At 61.9% G+C, this 17,065-nt stretch carries 16 protein-coding genes and 2 tRNA genes; all 18 read right to left on the bottom strand.

What is annotated here, in order from left to right; all coding sequences use genetic code 11:
• Window positions 1-330: 330 nt before the first annotated feature.
• Window positions 331-1,974 carry a ribonuclease J gene (locus AC1RQ9_RS03695; RefSeq protein WP_485985586.1) on the bottom strand — a complete coding sequence of 548 codons (1,644 nt, stop codon included), beginning with the start codon at window positions 1,972-1,974 and terminating at the stop codon, window positions 331-333.
• A gap of 286 nt (window positions 1,975-2,260) precedes the next feature.
• Window positions 2,261-3,055 (bottom strand): biotin--[acetyl-CoA-carboxylase] ligase, encoded by a 795-nt coding sequence (locus AC1RQ9_RS03690; protein ID WP_485985585.1) that lies wholly within the window; start codon window positions 3,053-3,055, stop codon window positions 2,261-2,263.
• A 3-nt stretch (window positions 3,056-3,058) separates the two neighbouring features.
• Window positions 3,059-4,483, bottom strand: a complete 1,425-nt coding sequence (gene nuoN / locus AC1RQ9_RS03685; RefSeq protein ID WP_193732349.1) for an NADH-quinone oxidoreductase subunit NuoN — start codon at window positions 4,481-4,483, stop codon at window positions 3,059-3,061.
• A 26-nt stretch (window positions 4,484-4,509) separates the two neighbouring features.
• Window positions 4,510-6,447 carry an NADH-quinone oxidoreductase subunit L gene (gene nuoL, locus AC1RQ9_RS03680; RefSeq protein ID WP_485985584.1) on the bottom strand — a complete coding sequence of 646 codons (1,938 nt, stop codon included), beginning with the start codon at window positions 6,445-6,447 and terminating at the stop codon, window positions 4,510-4,512.
• Between the two features lie 5 nt (window positions 6,448-6,452).
• Window positions 6,453-6,776 carry an NADH-quinone oxidoreductase subunit NuoK gene (gene nuoK, locus AC1RQ9_RS03675; RefSeq protein ID WP_010506353.1) on the bottom strand — a complete coding sequence of 108 codons (324 nt, stop codon included), beginning with the start codon at window positions 6,774-6,776 and terminating at the stop codon, window positions 6,453-6,455.
• Complete coding sequence (locus tag AC1RQ9_RS03670; protein ID WP_485985583.1) at window positions 6,769-7,542, bottom strand: NADH-quinone oxidoreductase subunit J; 774 nt, start codon at window positions 7,540-7,542, stop codon at window positions 6,769-6,771. The genes nuoK and AC1RQ9_RS03670 overlap by 8 nt, the downstream gene beginning before the upstream one ends.
• Before the next feature lie 78 nt (window positions 7,543-7,620).
• A complete protein-coding gene (nuoI, locus tag AC1RQ9_RS03665; RefSeq protein ID WP_010506357.1) occupies window positions 7,621-8,109 on the bottom strand; it encodes an NADH-quinone oxidoreductase subunit NuoI in 489 nt (162 codons plus the stop codon).
• Complete coding sequence (nuoH, locus tag AC1RQ9_RS03660; RefSeq protein ID WP_193732352.1) at window positions 8,109-9,131, bottom strand: NADH-quinone oxidoreductase subunit NuoH; 1,023 nt, start codon at window positions 9,129-9,131, stop codon at window positions 8,109-8,111. Before nuoH ends, nuoI begins: the two co-directional genes overlap by 1 nt.
• Window positions 9,132-9,135: 4 nt before the next feature.
• On the bottom strand, window positions 9,136-11,199 hold the full coding sequence (nuoG, locus tag AC1RQ9_RS03655; protein WP_485985582.1) for an NADH-quinone oxidoreductase subunit NuoG: 2,064 nt from the start codon (window positions 11,197-11,199) through the stop codon (window positions 9,136-9,138).
• A gap of 5 nt (window positions 11,200-11,204) precedes the next feature.
• Window positions 11,205-12,530 carry an NADH-quinone oxidoreductase subunit NuoF gene (gene nuoF, locus AC1RQ9_RS03650; protein WP_193732354.1) on the bottom strand — a complete coding sequence of 442 codons (1,326 nt, stop codon included), beginning with the start codon at window positions 12,528-12,530 and terminating at the stop codon, window positions 11,205-11,207.
• 5 nt (window positions 12,531-12,535) lie between these two features.
• Window positions 12,536-13,186 (bottom strand): complex I 24 kDa subunit family protein, encoded by a 651-nt coding sequence (locus tag AC1RQ9_RS03645; RefSeq protein ID WP_485985581.1) that lies wholly within the window; start codon window positions 13,184-13,186, stop codon window positions 12,536-12,538.
• Between the two features lie 5 nt (window positions 13,187-13,191).
• The gene (locus AC1RQ9_RS03640; protein ID WP_485985579.1) at window positions 13,192-14,448 is read right to left on the bottom strand and encodes an NADH-quinone oxidoreductase subunit D; all 1,257 of its coding nucleotides are present in this window, start codon (window positions 14,446-14,448) and stop codon (window positions 13,192-13,194) included.
• 7 nt (window positions 14,449-14,455) lie between these two features.
• Window positions 14,456-15,124 carry an NADH-quinone oxidoreductase subunit C gene (locus AC1RQ9_RS03635; RefSeq protein ID WP_193732357.1) on the bottom strand — a complete coding sequence of 223 codons (669 nt, stop codon included), beginning with the start codon at window positions 15,122-15,124 and terminating at the stop codon, window positions 14,456-14,458.
• Window positions 15,117-15,698, bottom strand: coding sequence for a NuoB/complex I 20 kDa subunit family protein (locus tag AC1RQ9_RS03630; protein WP_141260759.1), 582 nt, complete (start codon window positions 15,696-15,698; stop codon window positions 15,117-15,119). The genes AC1RQ9_RS03635 and AC1RQ9_RS03630 overlap by 8 nt, the downstream gene beginning before the upstream one ends.
• 24 nt (window positions 15,699-15,722) lie before the next feature.
• The gene (locus AC1RQ9_RS03625; RefSeq protein WP_193732358.1) at window positions 15,723-16,088 is read right to left on the bottom strand and encodes an NADH-quinone oxidoreductase subunit A; all 366 of its coding nucleotides are present in this window, start codon (window positions 16,086-16,088) and stop codon (window positions 15,723-15,725) included.
• A gap of 287 nt (window positions 16,089-16,375) precedes the next feature.
• Window positions 16,376-16,452 (bottom strand) — tRNA-Asp (locus AC1RQ9_RS03620).
• A 39-nt stretch (window positions 16,453-16,491) separates the two neighbouring features.
• Window positions 16,492-16,566 (bottom strand) — tRNA-Val (locus AC1RQ9_RS03615).
• A gap of 84 nt (window positions 16,567-16,650) precedes the next feature.
• Window positions 16,651-16,938, bottom strand: coding sequence for an HU family DNA-binding protein (locus AC1RQ9_RS03610; RefSeq protein ID WP_007399823.1), 288 nt, complete (start codon window positions 16,936-16,938; stop codon window positions 16,651-16,653).
• Between the last annotated feature and the right edge of the window lie 127 nt (window positions 16,939-17,065).

Genomic DNA, 17,065 nt, shown 5'->3' with positions numbered 1-17,065 from the left:
TGGGGCATGTGCGTGATATCCCCCCGCGCCACACCGAAGCGTGATGCGCAAAGGCCGTAAGTGCGTAAACATCCACGTGAGGGGGCATGGCGGCAAGCCCGTGCCGGGGCTAAGCTGCGCAGGCAAATCTGGTTGCACACGAGACGCCGGGTTTAGGGAAAACGTACCAAAAAAATAATGGCAGGAAACGGTCCATCCGTTCCCTGCCATAATCATTTGCGGTCTGTGAAACGCCCCGAAGGTAATTAAAAAAGTTTTCGGGGAAGCTGTTTTCAAAAAGCTTCAGGAAACGCCGCCTTAAAAAAGGCGGCACCCAGAAACTTTTATCAACTACACCCGCAGCAGATGCACATCCACCAGCGGACGCTTCTGCAGCTTGCGGCCCAGCGCACGGCGCAGGGCGGTCTTGGCCGCTTCGCGGAAGGTCGCGTCGTTTTCACGCAGTTCATCGGGGATTTCGTCCAGCGCATTACCGAACTCCTCGGTCACGCGCTGCGTTTCGGGATCTTCGGCATCCAGCAGGCCGGGCGCGCTGACCTTCGGGTCCCCGATCAGGTAGCCCTCGTCATCCACCGCGAAACTGCCCATCACCATGCCGTTGAACAGCATCCGCCGCCGCGCCGACAGCACGCCGCCATTCATGGGCAGGATACGCCCGCCATCCAGCACCAGCCGCCCGGTGGGAGCAGTATCGCCAATTTCGACCCCATCAGCGCGGATGTCGAGGATATCGCCATCTTCCAGCAGCACGGGTTCGATATTCAGTTCCTGCGCAATGGCGGCATTGGCGGTCAGGTGACGCCATTCGCCATGCACCGGGATCAGGAAACGCGGGCGCACGAGGTCATACAGCTTACGCACGTCACCACCCGTGGCATGGCCCGATACGTGCACCAGATGGTCCTTGTCGGTAATCACGTGCACGCCGCGGCGGGTCAGGCTGTCCTGCACCTGTATCACGGCCTGTTCGTTACCGGGGATCATGCGGCTGCTGTAGATGACCGTATCGCCCTCACCCAGCGCGATGTTGGGGTGGGTGTCGGCCGCGATGCGCGACAGGGCGGAACGGGGTTCGCCCTGGCTGCCGGTCACGATCAGCAGGATCTGGTTGTCGGGGATGGAATTGGCGTCCTGTTCCGACAGGAAGTGCGGCACATCCGACAGGTAGCCACATTCACGCGCCGCGACTTCCAGATTGCGCAGGCTGCGCCCGACCACGGCCACGCGACGGCCCGCGGCCTTTGCCGCCATGGCCAGCGTTTCCACGCGGGCGACGTTACTGGCGAAGCAGGTCACCGCGATCCGCCCCTCAAGCGAGGCGATGAGGCGCGTCATCTCGCGCCGTACATCGGCTTCGGACGCGGATGGCCCTTCGGTGCGGACATTGGTGCTGTCGCACACCATGGCCAGCACGCCCTCGCGCCCCAGTTCGGCAAAGGTTTCAAGGTCGGTCGGCGGCCCCACCTGCGGGTCGGGATCGATCTTCCAGTCACCGGTATGGACAATGATGCCCTGCGGCGTGCGCAGCACCAGCGACTGTGATTCCGGCACCGAATGCGTGACCGAGACGAAGCGCAGGTCAAACGGCCCGACCGTAAAGGCGCTGCCCGGGGCGATCACATGGATGGGCACCTGCTGCAGCAGCCCGGCCTCCCCCAGCTTGCGGCGCAGCACGGCGGCGGCAAACGGGGTGACATAGACCGGGCAGCAAAGCTGCGGCCACAGATGGGCAATGGCGCCCAGATGGTCTTCATGCGCGTGGGTGACAACCAGCCCGGCCAGCGCATCCTTGCGTTCGGCAATGAAGACAGGGTCAGGCAGGATGATTTCCGCCTCCGGTGTGTCATTGCCACTGAAGCCGATGCCGCAATCCACCGCCAGCCATGCCTCACCCTGTCGGTACAGGTTGAGGTTCATGCCGATTTCGCCTGTCCCGCCTAACGGAAGGAATGAAACGCCTGTCATATCATTCATCAATAAATCCTGTGTCAGTTACCATGGTTTCAGATGTGTTTGAAAAATGGCCGCGGAACGCCCGTTCCGTGCCGTTGTTCGTGCCCTGTTGTCAGCCCGGTCGGGGCCAAGATCCTGTCTGGCTGCCAGCCATGTCGCCGGTCCGCCTGCCCTGCTGGCGTGGGTGGAGCCATCCATCGCCTTTCCCCGTCGGGTGGGCGGTGCTCGACACCTTTCGCCATAAAATCATGCATGGGATTATCATGTAATCCCGCCAACTTAAATCTCTTTCCTTTGCCGGGACCGATTATTCTCGTTCCACGGGGGCCAGCAGCACCTCGCCCGTCACCACGCGACGCACCCCGTCGGGCGTGCGCAGCAACAGGATGCCGTCATCTTCCAACCCTGCAAACGTGCCGGTAAACTGCTGGTTTCCTGCCGTAACCCGTATGGGGGTACCGATTGCGTGTCCCCGTTCCAGCCATGCGGTGCGGATGGTGGCAAATCCATGTGCTTCGTAACGCGACAGCCACAGGCCCAGGTGGTGCAGGAGCCTGTGCGCCACCTCGGGCGCTGCCGGTACATCGTCCCGGCAATCCGCCAGGCAGGCCAGCGTGCGGCCTGCGATATCGGGCCTGCCCCGCAGGTTGGCCCCGATACCGATCACCTGCCATGACACCCTGGCCCCGATCCCGCTCTCGATCAGGATACCGGCCATCTTGCCCCCATCAAGCAGCAGGTCATTGGGCCATTTCAGTTCCAGCGCATGACCGGCGGGGACGTAGGCCGCCACGGCGTCATGCAGCGCAAGCCCGGCAATGAACGGCCACAGCCCCACCGGCACCGCAGCCCCCTGCCCCACCAGCATGACCGACAGGGCAAGGTTGCCACCGGGATCACACCATTCACGCCCCCGGCTGCCACGTCCCGCCGTCTGTTCCAGCGCGAGGATGGCGACACCATCCGCCCCCTCGCCCGCCTCAAGCCGCGCCTTGCACAGGTCGGATGTCGATCCCAGCCTTTCATGTACCTCCATCCGCCATGCGGGGCCATTGTCACGGGGGATCGTGATAACGGAAGGATAAAGGGCGGGCTGGGTCATGCGTTACCTGAACAATGCGCTCGCCGCCGCCTGTGCTGCTGTCGCAACGGGGCCAAGCCCCACCACGAAGAACGTGGTCACCAGCCCCATTCCCACCGATACGAACGAGACGGAAACAGGCGAGCGGTCCAGCGCCGGGGCGGCGGCATCGAAAAACATGATCTTGACGATCCGGATATAGTAATACGCCCCGATCACGCTGCTGACGATACCAATTGCCGCAAGGCCATAAAGATGCGCGTTGATCGCGGCATAGAACACCATGAGCTTGCCAAAGAACCCGGCCAGCGGCGGCGCGCCCGCCATGGAGAACATGAACACCGCCATGGCCAGCGCCATGCCCGGATCGGTACGCCCCAGACCGGACAGGTCACTGATCCGGCTGACCGCGCGCCCCTTGCGGCGCATGGCGACAATGCCTGCGAACGCGCCGACATTCATGAACAGGTACGTCACCAGATAGACCAGCGTGCCGCGCGTGCCCTCCGCCGTGCCGGCCGCCATGCCGATCATGGCGTAGCCCATATGCCCGATGGAGGAATACGCCATGAGCCGCTTGATGTTCCCCTGCGGAATGGCCGCAAGCGAGCCGAATACCATGGAGGCTGCGGACACGACCTCGATCAGCAGCTGCCATTGCGGCGTCATGCTGCCAAACGGACCGGCCATGACGCGCAGCAGCACGGCGAATGCCGCGATCTTGGGCGCACCGGCCATATAGGCGGTGACCGAAGTGGGCGCGCCCTGGTACACATCGGGCGTCCACATATGGAACGGCACCATGGACAGCTTGAAGCACAGCCCCACCAGCACGAACACGATGCCCACCATAAGCCCGGCAGGCAGCACCGCGCTGCCACGCACCGCCTGCTGCAGGCCGGCATATTCCATCGTCCCGGCAAAACCGTAGGCCAGCGAGATGCCATACAGCAGCAGCCCCGACGCCAGCGACCCCAGCACGAAATACTTCAGCCCCGCTTCCGCCGCCGTCACCCGGTCACGGGCAAAGGCGCACAGGATGTATATGGACAGCGAGGACAGTTCCAGCCCGACAAACAGCGTCATGAGGTTGCCCGATGACGCCATGATCATCGTGCCCAGCGTGGAAAAGGCGATCAGGACAGGGAATTCGAACTTGTCGATTTCCATTTCCCGCGCATACCCCACGCTCAGCACCACAGACAGGGCTGCCCCCGTCAGGCTCAGCACCTTCATGAAACGGGCAAAGCCGTCATTGATGAAGATATGGTTATACCCGGTGCCATCGGGCGACAGCACGACAAGGATGCCCGTGACCACCAGGGCCAGCAGCGTCATCATCGCACAGGAAAAAAAGGCCTGCCCGCGCCGTTGCATCACCCCGGCAAGCAGGATGACCAGCCCCGACAGGGCCAGCACGATTTCGGGCAGTGCAAGTGTCCAGTTCATTGGTATTGGCCCTGACATGCCTGGGGTTAGCGGAAGAACAGCATGGTGGTCAGCAGCACCACCAGCCCGATCAGCATGGAAAAGGCATAGACCGCCATGGACCCGGTCTGGATGCGCACGGCCTGCCCCGCGCTGCCTGCGGTCAGGCGGGCCAGCCCTTCGGGTATGCCCTCGACCACGTCCTCGTCCACGCCCTTCCACAACAGGCGCGCAATCGCGCGATAGGGGCGGATGATGGCCACGTCATACAGTTCGTCGAAATACCATTTGTTCAGCAGGAACAGGTAAAGCGGACGCAGGCTGCGCGCGAGTGCCGCCGGAATGCCGGGGCTTGCGATATAGCAGACATAGGCCACGGCAATGCCCAGAACGGCGGCGAATGTCGGCACCAGTGCGATAAAGCCCGGCGTCTGTTCAAGGCGTTCGATCACGTCATGGCCGGGAATGGCGGCAATCGCCCCGTTCCAGAACGCCGCCTGGTGGCTGCCGACATAGAACGGTTCCAGCACGATACCCGCAATTACCGCGCCCACGGACAGCAGGCCGACCGGCACCATCATGGATGCCGGGCTTTCATGCGCGCCGTCATGCAGGTGCGCATCACGCGGCGTGCCATGGAACACCAGGAAGATCAGGCGCCAGCTGTACAGCGCGGTCAGGAACGCGGTGACACATCCCATGACCCAGCCATAATGGCCCATGCCGCCATCTGACATCCATGCCGCTTCAAGGATCGCATCCTTCGACCAGTACCCGGCAAAGGGGAAGATACCGGCCAGCGCAAGGCTGCCAATCCACATGGCGGCATAGGTGAAGGGGATCTTCCGCCACAGCCCGCCCATGCGGAACATGTCCTGTTCATCATGCACCGCATGGATCACGCAGCCCGCGCCAAGGAATAATAGCGCCTTGAAGAACGCATGCGTGGTCAGGTGGAACATGGATGCCTGATACGCCCCCACGCCAACGGCCACGAACATGTAACCAAGCTGCGAACAGGTGGAATAAGCAATCGTGCGCTTGATGTCGGGCTGCACCAGCCCCACGGTCGCGGCAAAGAAGCTGGTGGTGCCGCCAACCAGCACGATCAGGTCGCGGGTGACCGGCGCCAGGTCCACCAGCGGCGACATGCGCACCATCAGGAAGATGCCCGCCGTCACCATGGTCGCCGCGTGGATCAGGGCGGAAACCGGGGTTGGTCCCTCCATCGCATCGGGCAGCCATGTGTGCAGGAACAGCTGGGCGGACTTGCCCATCGCCCCGATGAACAGCAGCGTCGCGATGACTTCATACAGCGGATGCGTGCCGAACAGCACGAACGTATCGTTCACGTGGTAGGGGATGGCGGCGAAAATATCGTCATACGACACGCTGCCCAGCCGGATGAAAATCAGCGAAATGCCGACAAGGAAGAACAGGTCGGCAATACGGTTGACCACGAACGCCTTGATCGCGGCGGCACAGGCGGACGGACGGTCATACCAGTAGCCAATCAGCAGGTAACTGGCCAGCCCCACCCCTTCCCAGCCAAAGAACAGCTGCAGCAGGTTGTCCGATGTCACCAGCATGAGCATGGCGAACGTAAACAGCGACAGGTAGGAAAAGAAGCGGTAAACCGGCCGCGCCTCATGCGCCATGTAGCCCACGCTGTACACATGCACCAGCAGCGAGACCACGGTGACCATGGCCACCACGCTGACCGAAAGCATGTCCATGCGCAGCTGCCAGTCGGCCCGGAAGCCCGCCGCGTGGACCCAGTCGGCCACCGGCACGACAAACGTGCCCACGTCGCCCATCTCGAACCCCAGCACGCCAATGGCCGCCAGCGCCGAACAGATCATGAGGCCGATGGTGGTGAACCGCGCCGCCCCGTCGCCCATCAGGTGACCAAAACAGCCTGCCACCAGGAAGCCGATAAGGGGCGCGAACACCGCCACTTCAAACAGGAAGGATGCCGTCTGCATTTCCCTTACCCCTTCATCATCGTGATATCATCGACTTCGATCGAGCCGCGATTACGGAAATAGACCGTGACAATGGCCAGCCCGATGGCGGATTCCGCCGCCGCGATGGTCAGCACGAACAGGGTCATCACCTGTCCCGACAGGTCGCCGGTGGCAGCCGAAAACGCCACGAAATTGATATTGGCCGAAAGCAGGATCAGTTCGATCGACATCAGGATGATGATGACGTTCTTGCGGTTCACGAAAATGCCGAACACGCCCAGAACCAGCAGGATCGCGCCAATGCTCAGGTAGGGCGCAAGGCCGATCCCCTCAATCGCGCTATGCATTGTCCTGTCCTTTCGTGCCTGTCGCGGGGGCAATGACCACCAGCGCGGTCTGTGTTTCTTCTTCCGTTTCCTGTTCGCGCCACGCCTGCGTGCCATAGGTGCCCGGCACCGCCGCCACGTCGTATGATGTATGCGGGCGCAGGAAACCGCCCTGTGCTGCAACGCCCACACCCAGCGGGACCTGAAGCATTTCCAGGCTGTCGGCGGCCGTGCGGTCGTGCTGGCGGTCGATGTTCTGGCGGCGTCCGGTGGGCCGGTCACGCAGCGTCAGCACGATCGCGCCGATCATCGCCACCAGCAGCACCAGCGCGCAGGACTGGAACAGGAAGATGTAATGGGTATAAAGCACGTCACCGAGTGCCGCCGTATTGGTGCGCGTGGGTGACGACGGGACAAGGTGCCCGATCTGGTCGATGTTGGAGGCGACACGCCAGTGGGTGAACGCCATGACCAGTTCAACCAGCAGCACGCCGCCAACCATGCCGCCAATGGGCGCGTAACGCTGCACGCCTTCACGCATCCGCGCGAAATTGACATCCAGCATCATCACCACGAACAGGAACAGGACCGCGACCGCGCCGACATAGACAATCACCAGTGTCATCGCGAGGAATTCGGCCCCCGCAATCAGGAACAGCCCCGCCGCGTTGAAGAACGCAAGGATCAGGAACAGCACCGAATGCACGGGGTTGCGCGCGCACACCACCATGGTGGCGGACAGGACCAGAACCGCCGCAAAAACGTAGAAGACAATCTGGGTCATCATGGGTGAGCTTCCTGCAGCATGGATGTTTCCTCCTGCTGGCATGGCGGGGGCGCGCTTGGCCGCGCCCGCCGTGCGGTGTCAGCGGTACGGGGCATCAAGTTCGAGCCTGCGGGCGAGAACGCTTTCCCAGCGGTCGCCATTGGCCAGGAGCTTGTCCTTGTCGTACATCAGTTCTTCGCGGGTTTCGGTCGCGAACTCATAATTCGGGCCTTCGACAATCGCATCGACCGGGCAGGCTTCCTCGCACAGGCCGCAATAGATGCACTTGGTCATGTCGATGTCGTAGCGCGTGGTCCGGCGGGATCCGTCGTCACGCGGTTCGGCCTCGATGGTGATGGCTTCCGCCGGGCATGTCGCCTCGCACAGCTTGCATGCGATGCAGCGCTCTTCCCCATTAGGGTAACGACGCAGCGCGTGTTCGCCCCGAAAGCGCGGCGACAGCACGCCCTTTTCATAAGGGTAGTTGATCGTGGCCTTCGGCTTGAAGAACGCCTTCAGCGTCACGCTCATGCCCGACACCAGTTCGGACAGAAGCATGGAACGGGCGGCTTTGCTTAATGTACCCATCAGCCTGCTCCTCCGGGCAGAAGGCCCGTTACCATCAGGAACCCCGCGCTCAGCACCATCCATGCCAGCGAAAACGGCAGGAATACTTTCCAGCCCAGCCGCATGAGCTGGTCATAGCGGTAGCGGGGAAATGTCGCGCGCACCCAGATGAAGACAAACAGGCAGAACAGGATCTTCGCGATCAGCCACAGCGGCCCTGGTATCCATGTAAAGGGCGCGATCCCCAGCGGCGGCAGCCAGCCACCCAGGAACAGGATGCTGACCATACCCGACATCAGGAACATGTTCGCGTATTCACCCAGGAAGAACAGGCCGAACGCCAGGGCCGAATATTCGACGAAGAAGCCCGCCACCAGTTCGCTCTCGCCTTCGGGCAGGTCGAATGGCGCGCGGTTGGTCTCGGCCAGCGCCGAGATGAAAAAGACGATGAACATCGGGAACATGGGCAGGCAGAACCACACGTTGCGCTGCGCCAGCACGATGTCATTGAGGTTGAGGCTGCCCACCGCCAGCAGCACCGACACGATCACCAGCCCGATGGACACTTCGTAAGAGACCATCTGTGCCGCCGAGCGCAGCCCGCCAAGGAAGGCGTATTTGGAATTGGACGCCCACCCCGCGATCAGGATGCCATAAACACCCAGCGATGAAATCGCGAGCAGGTACAGCACCCCCACATTGATGTTCGCGATGGCCAGCCCGTTACCCGTGGGAATCACCGCCCACGCCACCATGGCCAGCGAGAATGTCAGGAACGGCGCGAACAGGAACAGCATCCGGTTGGCGCCTGACGGGATCACCGTTTCCTTCGTCAGCATCTTGATCGCGTCGGCAAAGGCCTGCAGCACGCCAAACGGGCCGTTCACGTTCGGCCCCTTGCGCAGCTGCATGGCGGCCATCACCTTGCGTTCGGCCAGCGTCAGGTACGCAACCCCCAGCAGCAGCGGCACCAGCACCGCCAGCGTTTCCAGCACGATCAGCACAAGCTGGCCCGGCATGGTGTGAAAGAAGAAATCCGCCATGATCCTACTCCGCCGCCTGGTTTGCAGGGTGCACGTAAATCCCCGAACAGGTTTCCATGGTGGGACTGGCGCGGCACACGGCATGGGTCAGGTAATAATCGGCAATGACCGGGTGGAACGGGTCACTGGACATGGCCACGGCACCCGCCTGTGGTGGCGTGGTGTCGGCCGTGGCATGACGCGCCCACTGCGCCCCGAATACCGGGCTGGCCCGCATCATGCGCGCACGCAGGGCCTCGATCGTGTCATAGGGCAGCTTGCGCCCCACCACTTCGGAAAAGGCGCGCAGGATGCGCCAGTCTTCCCGCGCGTCCCCCGGCGGCATGACAGCGCGGAACGCTTCCTGCACCCGCCCTTCGGTATTGATGTAGGTGCCGGGCTTTTCGGCATACAGCGTGCCGGGCAGGATGACATCCGCCCGCGCCGCGCCCGCGTCGCCATGGTGGCCCTGATAGACGACAAAGGTTTCCGGCCCGATGCGGTCGGTCGCGAATTCATCCGCGCCCAGCAGCCACAGCACGTCCACCCCGCCATCCAGCATGCCCGCCACGTCACGGCCCTTTGGCGCGGGCACAAGGCCAAGATCCAGCCCCGCGACGCGACTGGCCGCCGTGTGCAGCACGTTGAAGCCATGCCAGTCGGGCGTCATGGCCCCCACCTGCGCCGCCAGGTCCCAGCATGCCTTTGCAATCGCCTGCCCGTCGGGACGCGTCAGCGCGCCGTGGCCGACAATGATCATGGGCTTTTTCGCGTTTTTCAGTGCATCGGCAAAAGGCAGTTTACCATCCGCCAGTTCCGCCAGCATGTCGGGGCCTGCGCCCAGCACCTCGGCCGCATAGGTCGGGTCGGCATTGGGCGCGCCGATCATGGCGATGGGAAAGCCACCGCGCCCGGCGGCAAGGAAGCGCTTGCGGATGCGCGCATTCAGCACGGGCGCTTCCTGCCGCGGGACAGATCCCACGATCAGCAGCGCGTCCGCGTCCTCTATGCCGGTAATGCCCGTATTGAATGTGTAGAAGTCACGGCGTGACGTGTCGTATTTCGCCCCGTCCTGCCGACAGTCGATATTGCCCGACCCCAGCGTTTCCATCAGGTCCTTCAGCGCCATCATGCTTTCGGCGTCGCACATGTCGCCTGCAATCGCGCCAATGCGTTCACCCGGCACGTTCTTCAGACGCATCGCGATGGTGGAAAAGGCATCCTGCCAGCTTGCGGGCTGCAATCTGCCATCCACCCGCACCCATGGCCGGTCAAGGCGGCGGCGGCGAAAGCCATCGACCACGAACCGTCCCTTGTCCGACAGCCATTCCTCGTTCACTTCGTCATTGATGCGCGGCACGATGCGCAGCACCGCCGCCCCACGTGCATGCATGACGATATTGGTTCCCACCGCGTCACACACATCGATGGAATCCGTGCGCTTGAGTTCCCATGAACGGGCGGTGAACGCATAAGGCTGCGATGTCAGCGCGCCCACGGGACAGATATCGATCAGGTTGCCCGACAGTTCGGATGTCAGGGCCTTTTCAACATAATTGGTGATCTCGAGGTTTTCGCCGCGTGAAATGCCGCCCAGTTCGGGCACGCCCGCGATTTCGGTCGAAAAGCGGATGCAGCGCGTGCACTGGATGCAGCGCGTCATGACCGTCTTGACCAATGGGCCAAGATACTTGTCGGTTACCGCACGCTTGTTTTCACGGTAGCGGGAATGGTCCGCGCCATAACCGAAGGCCTGATCCTGCAGGTCGCATTCACCGCCCTGGTCACAGATGGGACAGTCCAGCGGATGATTGATCAGCAGGAATTCCATCACCGCGCGGCGGGCGCGGCGCACGACCTCGGTATCGGTGAAGATCTGCATCCCCTCCCCTATGGGGAAGCCGCATGAGGCGACCGGCTTGCGCCCACCCGCCACTTCAACCAGGCACATCCGGCAGTTGCCCGCCACCGACAGGCGTTCATGATAACAGAAACGCGGGATTTCCTTGCCCGCCGCCTCACACGCCTGCAGCGCGGAGGAACCTGCCGCGACTTCCACCGGAATACCGTCAACGGTTACTTTTACCACTGTTCCTACTCCGCAGCTTCAACCAGGCCCACGGGCACCTGCACGGGCCGCGTGCCGCCATGGGCGGCCTTGTAGGCATGGATGCGTTCTTCCATGACGGGCCGGAACCTGCGGATCAGCCCCTGTATCGGCCACGCCGCCGCATCACCCAGCGCGCAGATGGTGTGCCCTTCCACCTGCCGGGTGACCTGTTCCAGCATGTCGATTTCCTCGATTTCGGCGCGACCTTCGACCATGCGTTCCATGATGCGCATCATCCATCCCGTGCCCTCGCGGCACGGGGTGCACTGGCCGCAGCTTTCATGTTTGAAGAATTTCGAGAACCGGGCGATCGCGGCGATGATGTCGGTGGATCTGTCCATCACGATCATGCAGCCGGTGCCAAGGCCGGAACCTTCGGCGCGCAGGCTGTCGTAATCCATCAGCACGGTATCGCACACGTCACGCGGCAGCATGGGCACCGAACAGCCGCCGGGAATGACCGCCAGCAGGTTGTCCCACCCGCCGCGCACGCCACCGCCGTGCTTTTCGATCAGTTCCTTCATCGGGACACCCAGCTCTTCTTCAAACACGCAGGGCGTGTTGACGTGACCCGATATGGCCATGAGCTTGGTGCCCGCGTTATTGGGCCGCCCCAGTCCCGAAAACCATGCCGCCCCCCGGCGCAGGATGGTGGCGGAAACGGCAATGCTTTCCACGTTGTTGACCGTGGTGGGGCAGCCATACAGGCCCATCGCCGCCGGGAAAGGCGGCTTCATGCGCGGCTGGCCCTTCTTGCCCTCCAGGCTTTCCAGCAGGGCGGTTTCCTCACCGCATATATACGCACCCGCGCCACGGTGGATGTAGAAGTCGAAATCCCAGCCCGACCCGCAGGCATTCTTTCCGATCAGGCCCGCCGCATACGCCTCGTCAATGGCGTGCTGCAGGTGCATGGCCTCGTTATAGAACTCGCCACGGATGTAGATGTAGGCCGCATGCGCCCCCATGGCGAAGGAAGCGATCAGCGCGCTTTCCACCAGCTTGTGCGGGTCATGGCGCAGGATCTCGCGGTCCTTGCAGGTACCGGGTTCTGACTCGTCACCATTGATGACGAGGTAATGCGGCCGCCCGTCATTCTTCCTGGGCATGAACGACCATTTGACGCCGGTGGGGAAACCCGCGCCACCGCGCCCGCGCAGGCCGGATGCCTTCATCTCGCTGATGATGGCGTCACGCCCGCGCGCCAGTATGTCGGCCGTGCCGTCCCAGTCACCGCGTGCGCGGGCACCGGCCAGCGTCCAGTCGTTCTGGCCATACAGGTTGGTGAAGATACGGTCCTTGTCCTGCAACATGTTCTCTACCCCTGCCCCTGCGGCTTGCGCGCCACGTCATCCACCAGCACCTTGCGCCCACCGGCGGGGGCGGCGTTCAGGCGGTCGATGGTGGGGCCGGGCCTGGGACGTTCACCGCGCCTGAGTGCGGCAATCAGTTCCTCGGTACGCAGGCCGTCCAGATCTTCGTAGTAATCATCATCCACCTGCAGGATCGGGGCATTGGCGCACGCACCCAGGCATTCGACCTCGGTCAGGGTGAACAGGCCGTCGGCGCTGGTCTCGCCAAACGCCTTTATGCCCGTCGCCGCCTTGCACGCCGCCGTCACGTCATCCGACCCACGCAGCCAGCACGACGTGGTGGTACACACCTGCAGGTGGTACTGGCCGATCGGCCTGGTGTTGAACATGAGGTAGAAGGTCGCGACCTCGTATACCCGGATCGGGGCCATTTCCAGACGTTCGGCCACGACATCCATGGCCACGCGGGGGATCCACGCGCTGCCGGTCTGGCGGCCCATCTGCTTCTGCACCACATACAGCAGTGGCAGCACGCCGCTTGCCTTCCGCTCGGGCGGATATTTGGCAAGGACGGTCGCGATCTGCTGTTCGCTCTCGTGGTCGAATTCAAAATGGGTGGGTTCCACGCCCTCAGGCGCGTTGGGCTGGACGGACATGTCGGTCACCTGTCAATCTCGCCAAATACCAGATCGAGCGACCCGATAATGGCCACGGCATCCGCCAGCATGTGCCGGCGCGACATCTCGTCGATTGCCTGGAGATGGGAAAAACCCGTGGGCCGGATCTTGCAGCGATACGGCCGGTTGCTGCCATCAGCCACCAGATACACCCCGAATTCCCCCTTGGGCGTTTCGGTCACGGTGTAGGTCGCACCCGGTGGTACGTGGTAGCCTTCGGTAAACAGCTTGAAGTGATGGATCAGCGCTTCCATCGACCGCTTCATTTCGCGGCGCGGCGGGGGCGTGATCTTGTGGTCGCGTACCTTGACCGGGCCGGGGCGGATCTGTTCCAGGCACTGGTTGATGATCTTCACGCTCTCGCGCATTTCGGCGACGCGTATCAGGTAGCGATCATAACAGTCGCCCTGACGGCCCACGGGCACGTTGAATTCAACCTTGTCGTAATTGTCGTAAGGCTGGCTGCGGCGCAGGTCCCATGGCACGCCCGATGCCCGCAGGCACGGGCCGCTGAAACCCCAGGCCAGCGCCTGTTCGGTGGTGAAAACACCGATGCCCACCGTGCGCTGTTTCCAGATGCGGTTACTGGTCAGCAGCGATTCAAGGTCATCAATCCATTTGGGGAAGGTCCGCGCCCAGTCGGCAATACGTTCCTCCAGTCCCGCAGGCAGATCGCGCGCCACGCCACCGGGGCGAACGTAATTGGCATGGAAGCGCGCGCCGGATGCGGCTTCATAGAACTCGATCAGCTTTTCGCGTTCCTCATATCCCCACAGCGCGGGTGTCAGCGCGCCGCAGTCCAGCCCGAAGGAGGTCAGGTTGAGGATATGGTTCAGGATGCGCGTGATCTCGGCAAACATGACCCGGATCCATTTGGCGCGTTCCGGGGCCTCGATATTCAGCAGCTTTTCCACCGCCAGCGCGAAGGCCTGCTCCTCACACATGGGCGAGACGTAATCGAGGCGATCGAAATACGGCAGCGCCTTGGGATACGTCTTGTATTCGATCAGCTTTTCCGTGCCACGATGCAGCAGGCCGACATGGGGAATGGCGCGGGCGACGACCTCGCCTTCCATTTCCAGAACCAGCCGCAACACACCGTGGGCGGAAGGATGCTGAGGACCGAAGTTCAGCGCATGGGAATCAATTTCCACCACATGGCGTTTGACCTCACCGTCATGGTCCTCCGGCAGCATGCTGTCGGGGATGTCCGTATCACTACGAAGGGTTACGTCGCTCATCTGTCGCCTATCCCTGTCGTTTCATGTCCTGGCGGTCGGCATGTGCCTTTTCATCGCCCGGCAGCGTCAGGATGCCTTCCCAGGGGGATTCGAAATCGAAATTGCGGAAATCCTGCACCAGGTCGACCGGCCCATAGACCACCTGACGGCGTTCCTCGTCGTAATGCAGTTCGACATAACCGGTCAGGGGAAAGTCCTTGCGCAGCGGATGCCCTTCAAACCCGTAATCGGTCAGGATGCGCCGCAGGTCGGGCTGATCGGTAAACAGCACGCCAAACAGGTCGTAGCATTCGCGTTCCCACCACGTGGCCGCGGGCCATAGCTGGTGGACTGATGGCACGGGCGATGTCTCGTCCGTTGTCACGATCACGCGGATGCGGTGGTTATGGGTAACCGACAGCAGGTTGTAGACCACATCAAACCGCTCGGCCCGTTCAGGAAAATCCACGCCGCATATGTCCATCACCTGCTGGCAGGCGTAACGCGGGTCATCACGCAGCATGGTCATGAGTTCGAGCAGGCGATGGCGCGTGGCGCGCACCACCAGTTCACCCTTCTCGATCCCGGCGGACATGATGCCCGGCACGGCTGTGGACAGGCGGAAGGCAATGGCGCCCAGCGGACCCGACACGGCGCGCGGCACGGCCACGGGGGGGATGCTTGCGGGATCAGCCACGGCGGATTGTCCCTGTCCTGCGGATTTTCTTCTGCAGTTGCAGAATGCCGTAGATCAGCGCCTCCGCCGTGGGGGGACAGCCGGGCACGTACACATCCACCGGCACGATACGGTCACAGCCCCGCACCACCGAATAGGAATAATGGTAATACCCGCCGCCATTGGCGCATGATCCCATGGAAATGACCCAGCGTGGCTCGGCCATCTGGTCGTAAACCCGGCGCAGGGCGGGCGCCATCTTGTTGGTCAGCGTGCCCGCCACGATCATCACGTCCGACTGGCGTGGCGATCCGCGCGGGATGATGCCCATGCGGTCCAGATCATAGCGCGGCATGTAGGCGTGGATCATTTCCACCGCACAGCATGCCAGCCCGAAGGACATGGGCCACAGGCTGCCGGTCCGGCCCCAGTTCACCAGCTTGTCCAGGCTTGCGACCACAAAACCCTTTTCGGTGATTTCACCGGTAATGCCCTTGATAACCGCGTCCTGCTGCGGACCCGGCGGCAGCATTTCCCGGTTCCACGCAATACTGTCGGCAGGCCGGTCCGGCCCGGATGTATCGTTGCTACCCATTGGCGCGCCTCCCCCTTGTCATGCTCAATCCCAGTCCAGCGCGCCCTTGCTCCATTCATAAATGAAGCCGACCACCAGAATGCCCAGGAAGCCCATCATGGACGCGAAACCGAACCACCCGATCCGTGACAGACTGACCGCCCACGGGAACAGGAACGCGACCTCCAGATCGAAAATGATGAACAGGATCGCCACCAGGTAGAACCGCACATCAAAACGATGACGTGCATTATCAAATGCCTCGAAACCACATTCGTATGCGGACGTTTTCTCGGCATAGGGTTTCTGGTGGCCAAACAGCAGTGAACTGCCAAGCATCGCGCCTGCGATCACTACCGCAATGCACCCGAATATGAGTACGGGCAAATAATCAGCGATAACGGAATGCATCTTCCGTGTTCCCAACCTGTTAATGCGCCATCGGGTGTCTTGATCGACTTATGTATGGCTTCGGGGATGCTAGACCCAACATGCTGGGGGGAACAGTTACTTAACCGTGTTCTTGGGTGAACATTACTGTGAGGATGTATACCGGACCATTTCCGTCAATATTACGTGACCGTTACTTATATGGCACGAATTATTGTTTTCATTTTTCCGTGTAAAAATATGGGCACAAAAAAACGCCAGTGCGGCTGCATCTGGCGTGGTACGGAAGCATATGGATTGTGCCGTAATGGCGCGAGTGACGGGGCTCGAACCCGCGACCTCCGGCGTGACAGGCCGGCGCTCTAACCAACTGAGCTACACCCGCGTGGTGCATATCCCTGCTTATATAAAAGCATGGAAAATATGGTGGGCGATGACGGGATCGAACCGCCGACCCTCTCGGTGTAAACGAGATGCTCTACCGCTAAGCTAATCGCCCGCGACCCTACTAAGCGATTGCAAAAAAAGGGGCAACCCAAAAAATGGATTGCCCCTTCTTTTTTTCCTGAAAAAACAGTCAGCCTTACTTGCTGACAGCTTCCTTCAGGTTCTTGCCCGGCTTGAAACGCACGGACGTGGAAGCCGGAATGTCCAGCGGCTCACCCGTGCGGGGGTTGCGCCCCTTGGCCGCCTTGCGGGTGGCGGTCACGAACGTACCAAAACCAACCAGACGGACTTCCTGCTTGCTTGCAAGCGCCTTTTCGATCGCACCGAAAACCGCATCAACCACTTCGCCAGCCTTTGCCTTGGCCAGATCGGCTTCCTCGGCTACCGCAGCGACGAGTTCCTGCTTGTTAAGTGGCTTCTCCATTTTACGCCTTTCTTTGTACTGTGCGCCTACGCAATCATTTAAAAGTCGCGCCGCATTTCTGCACGCACTATGCCGCTGTTTTTTCTCACGTCAACCGACAGAATTCGGGGAACGACAGAGAAAATCC

It is taken from the genome of Komagataeibacter ossonobensis (assembly GCF_057359305.1).
This window is presented reverse-complemented; position numbering and strand designations above follow the sequence as displayed.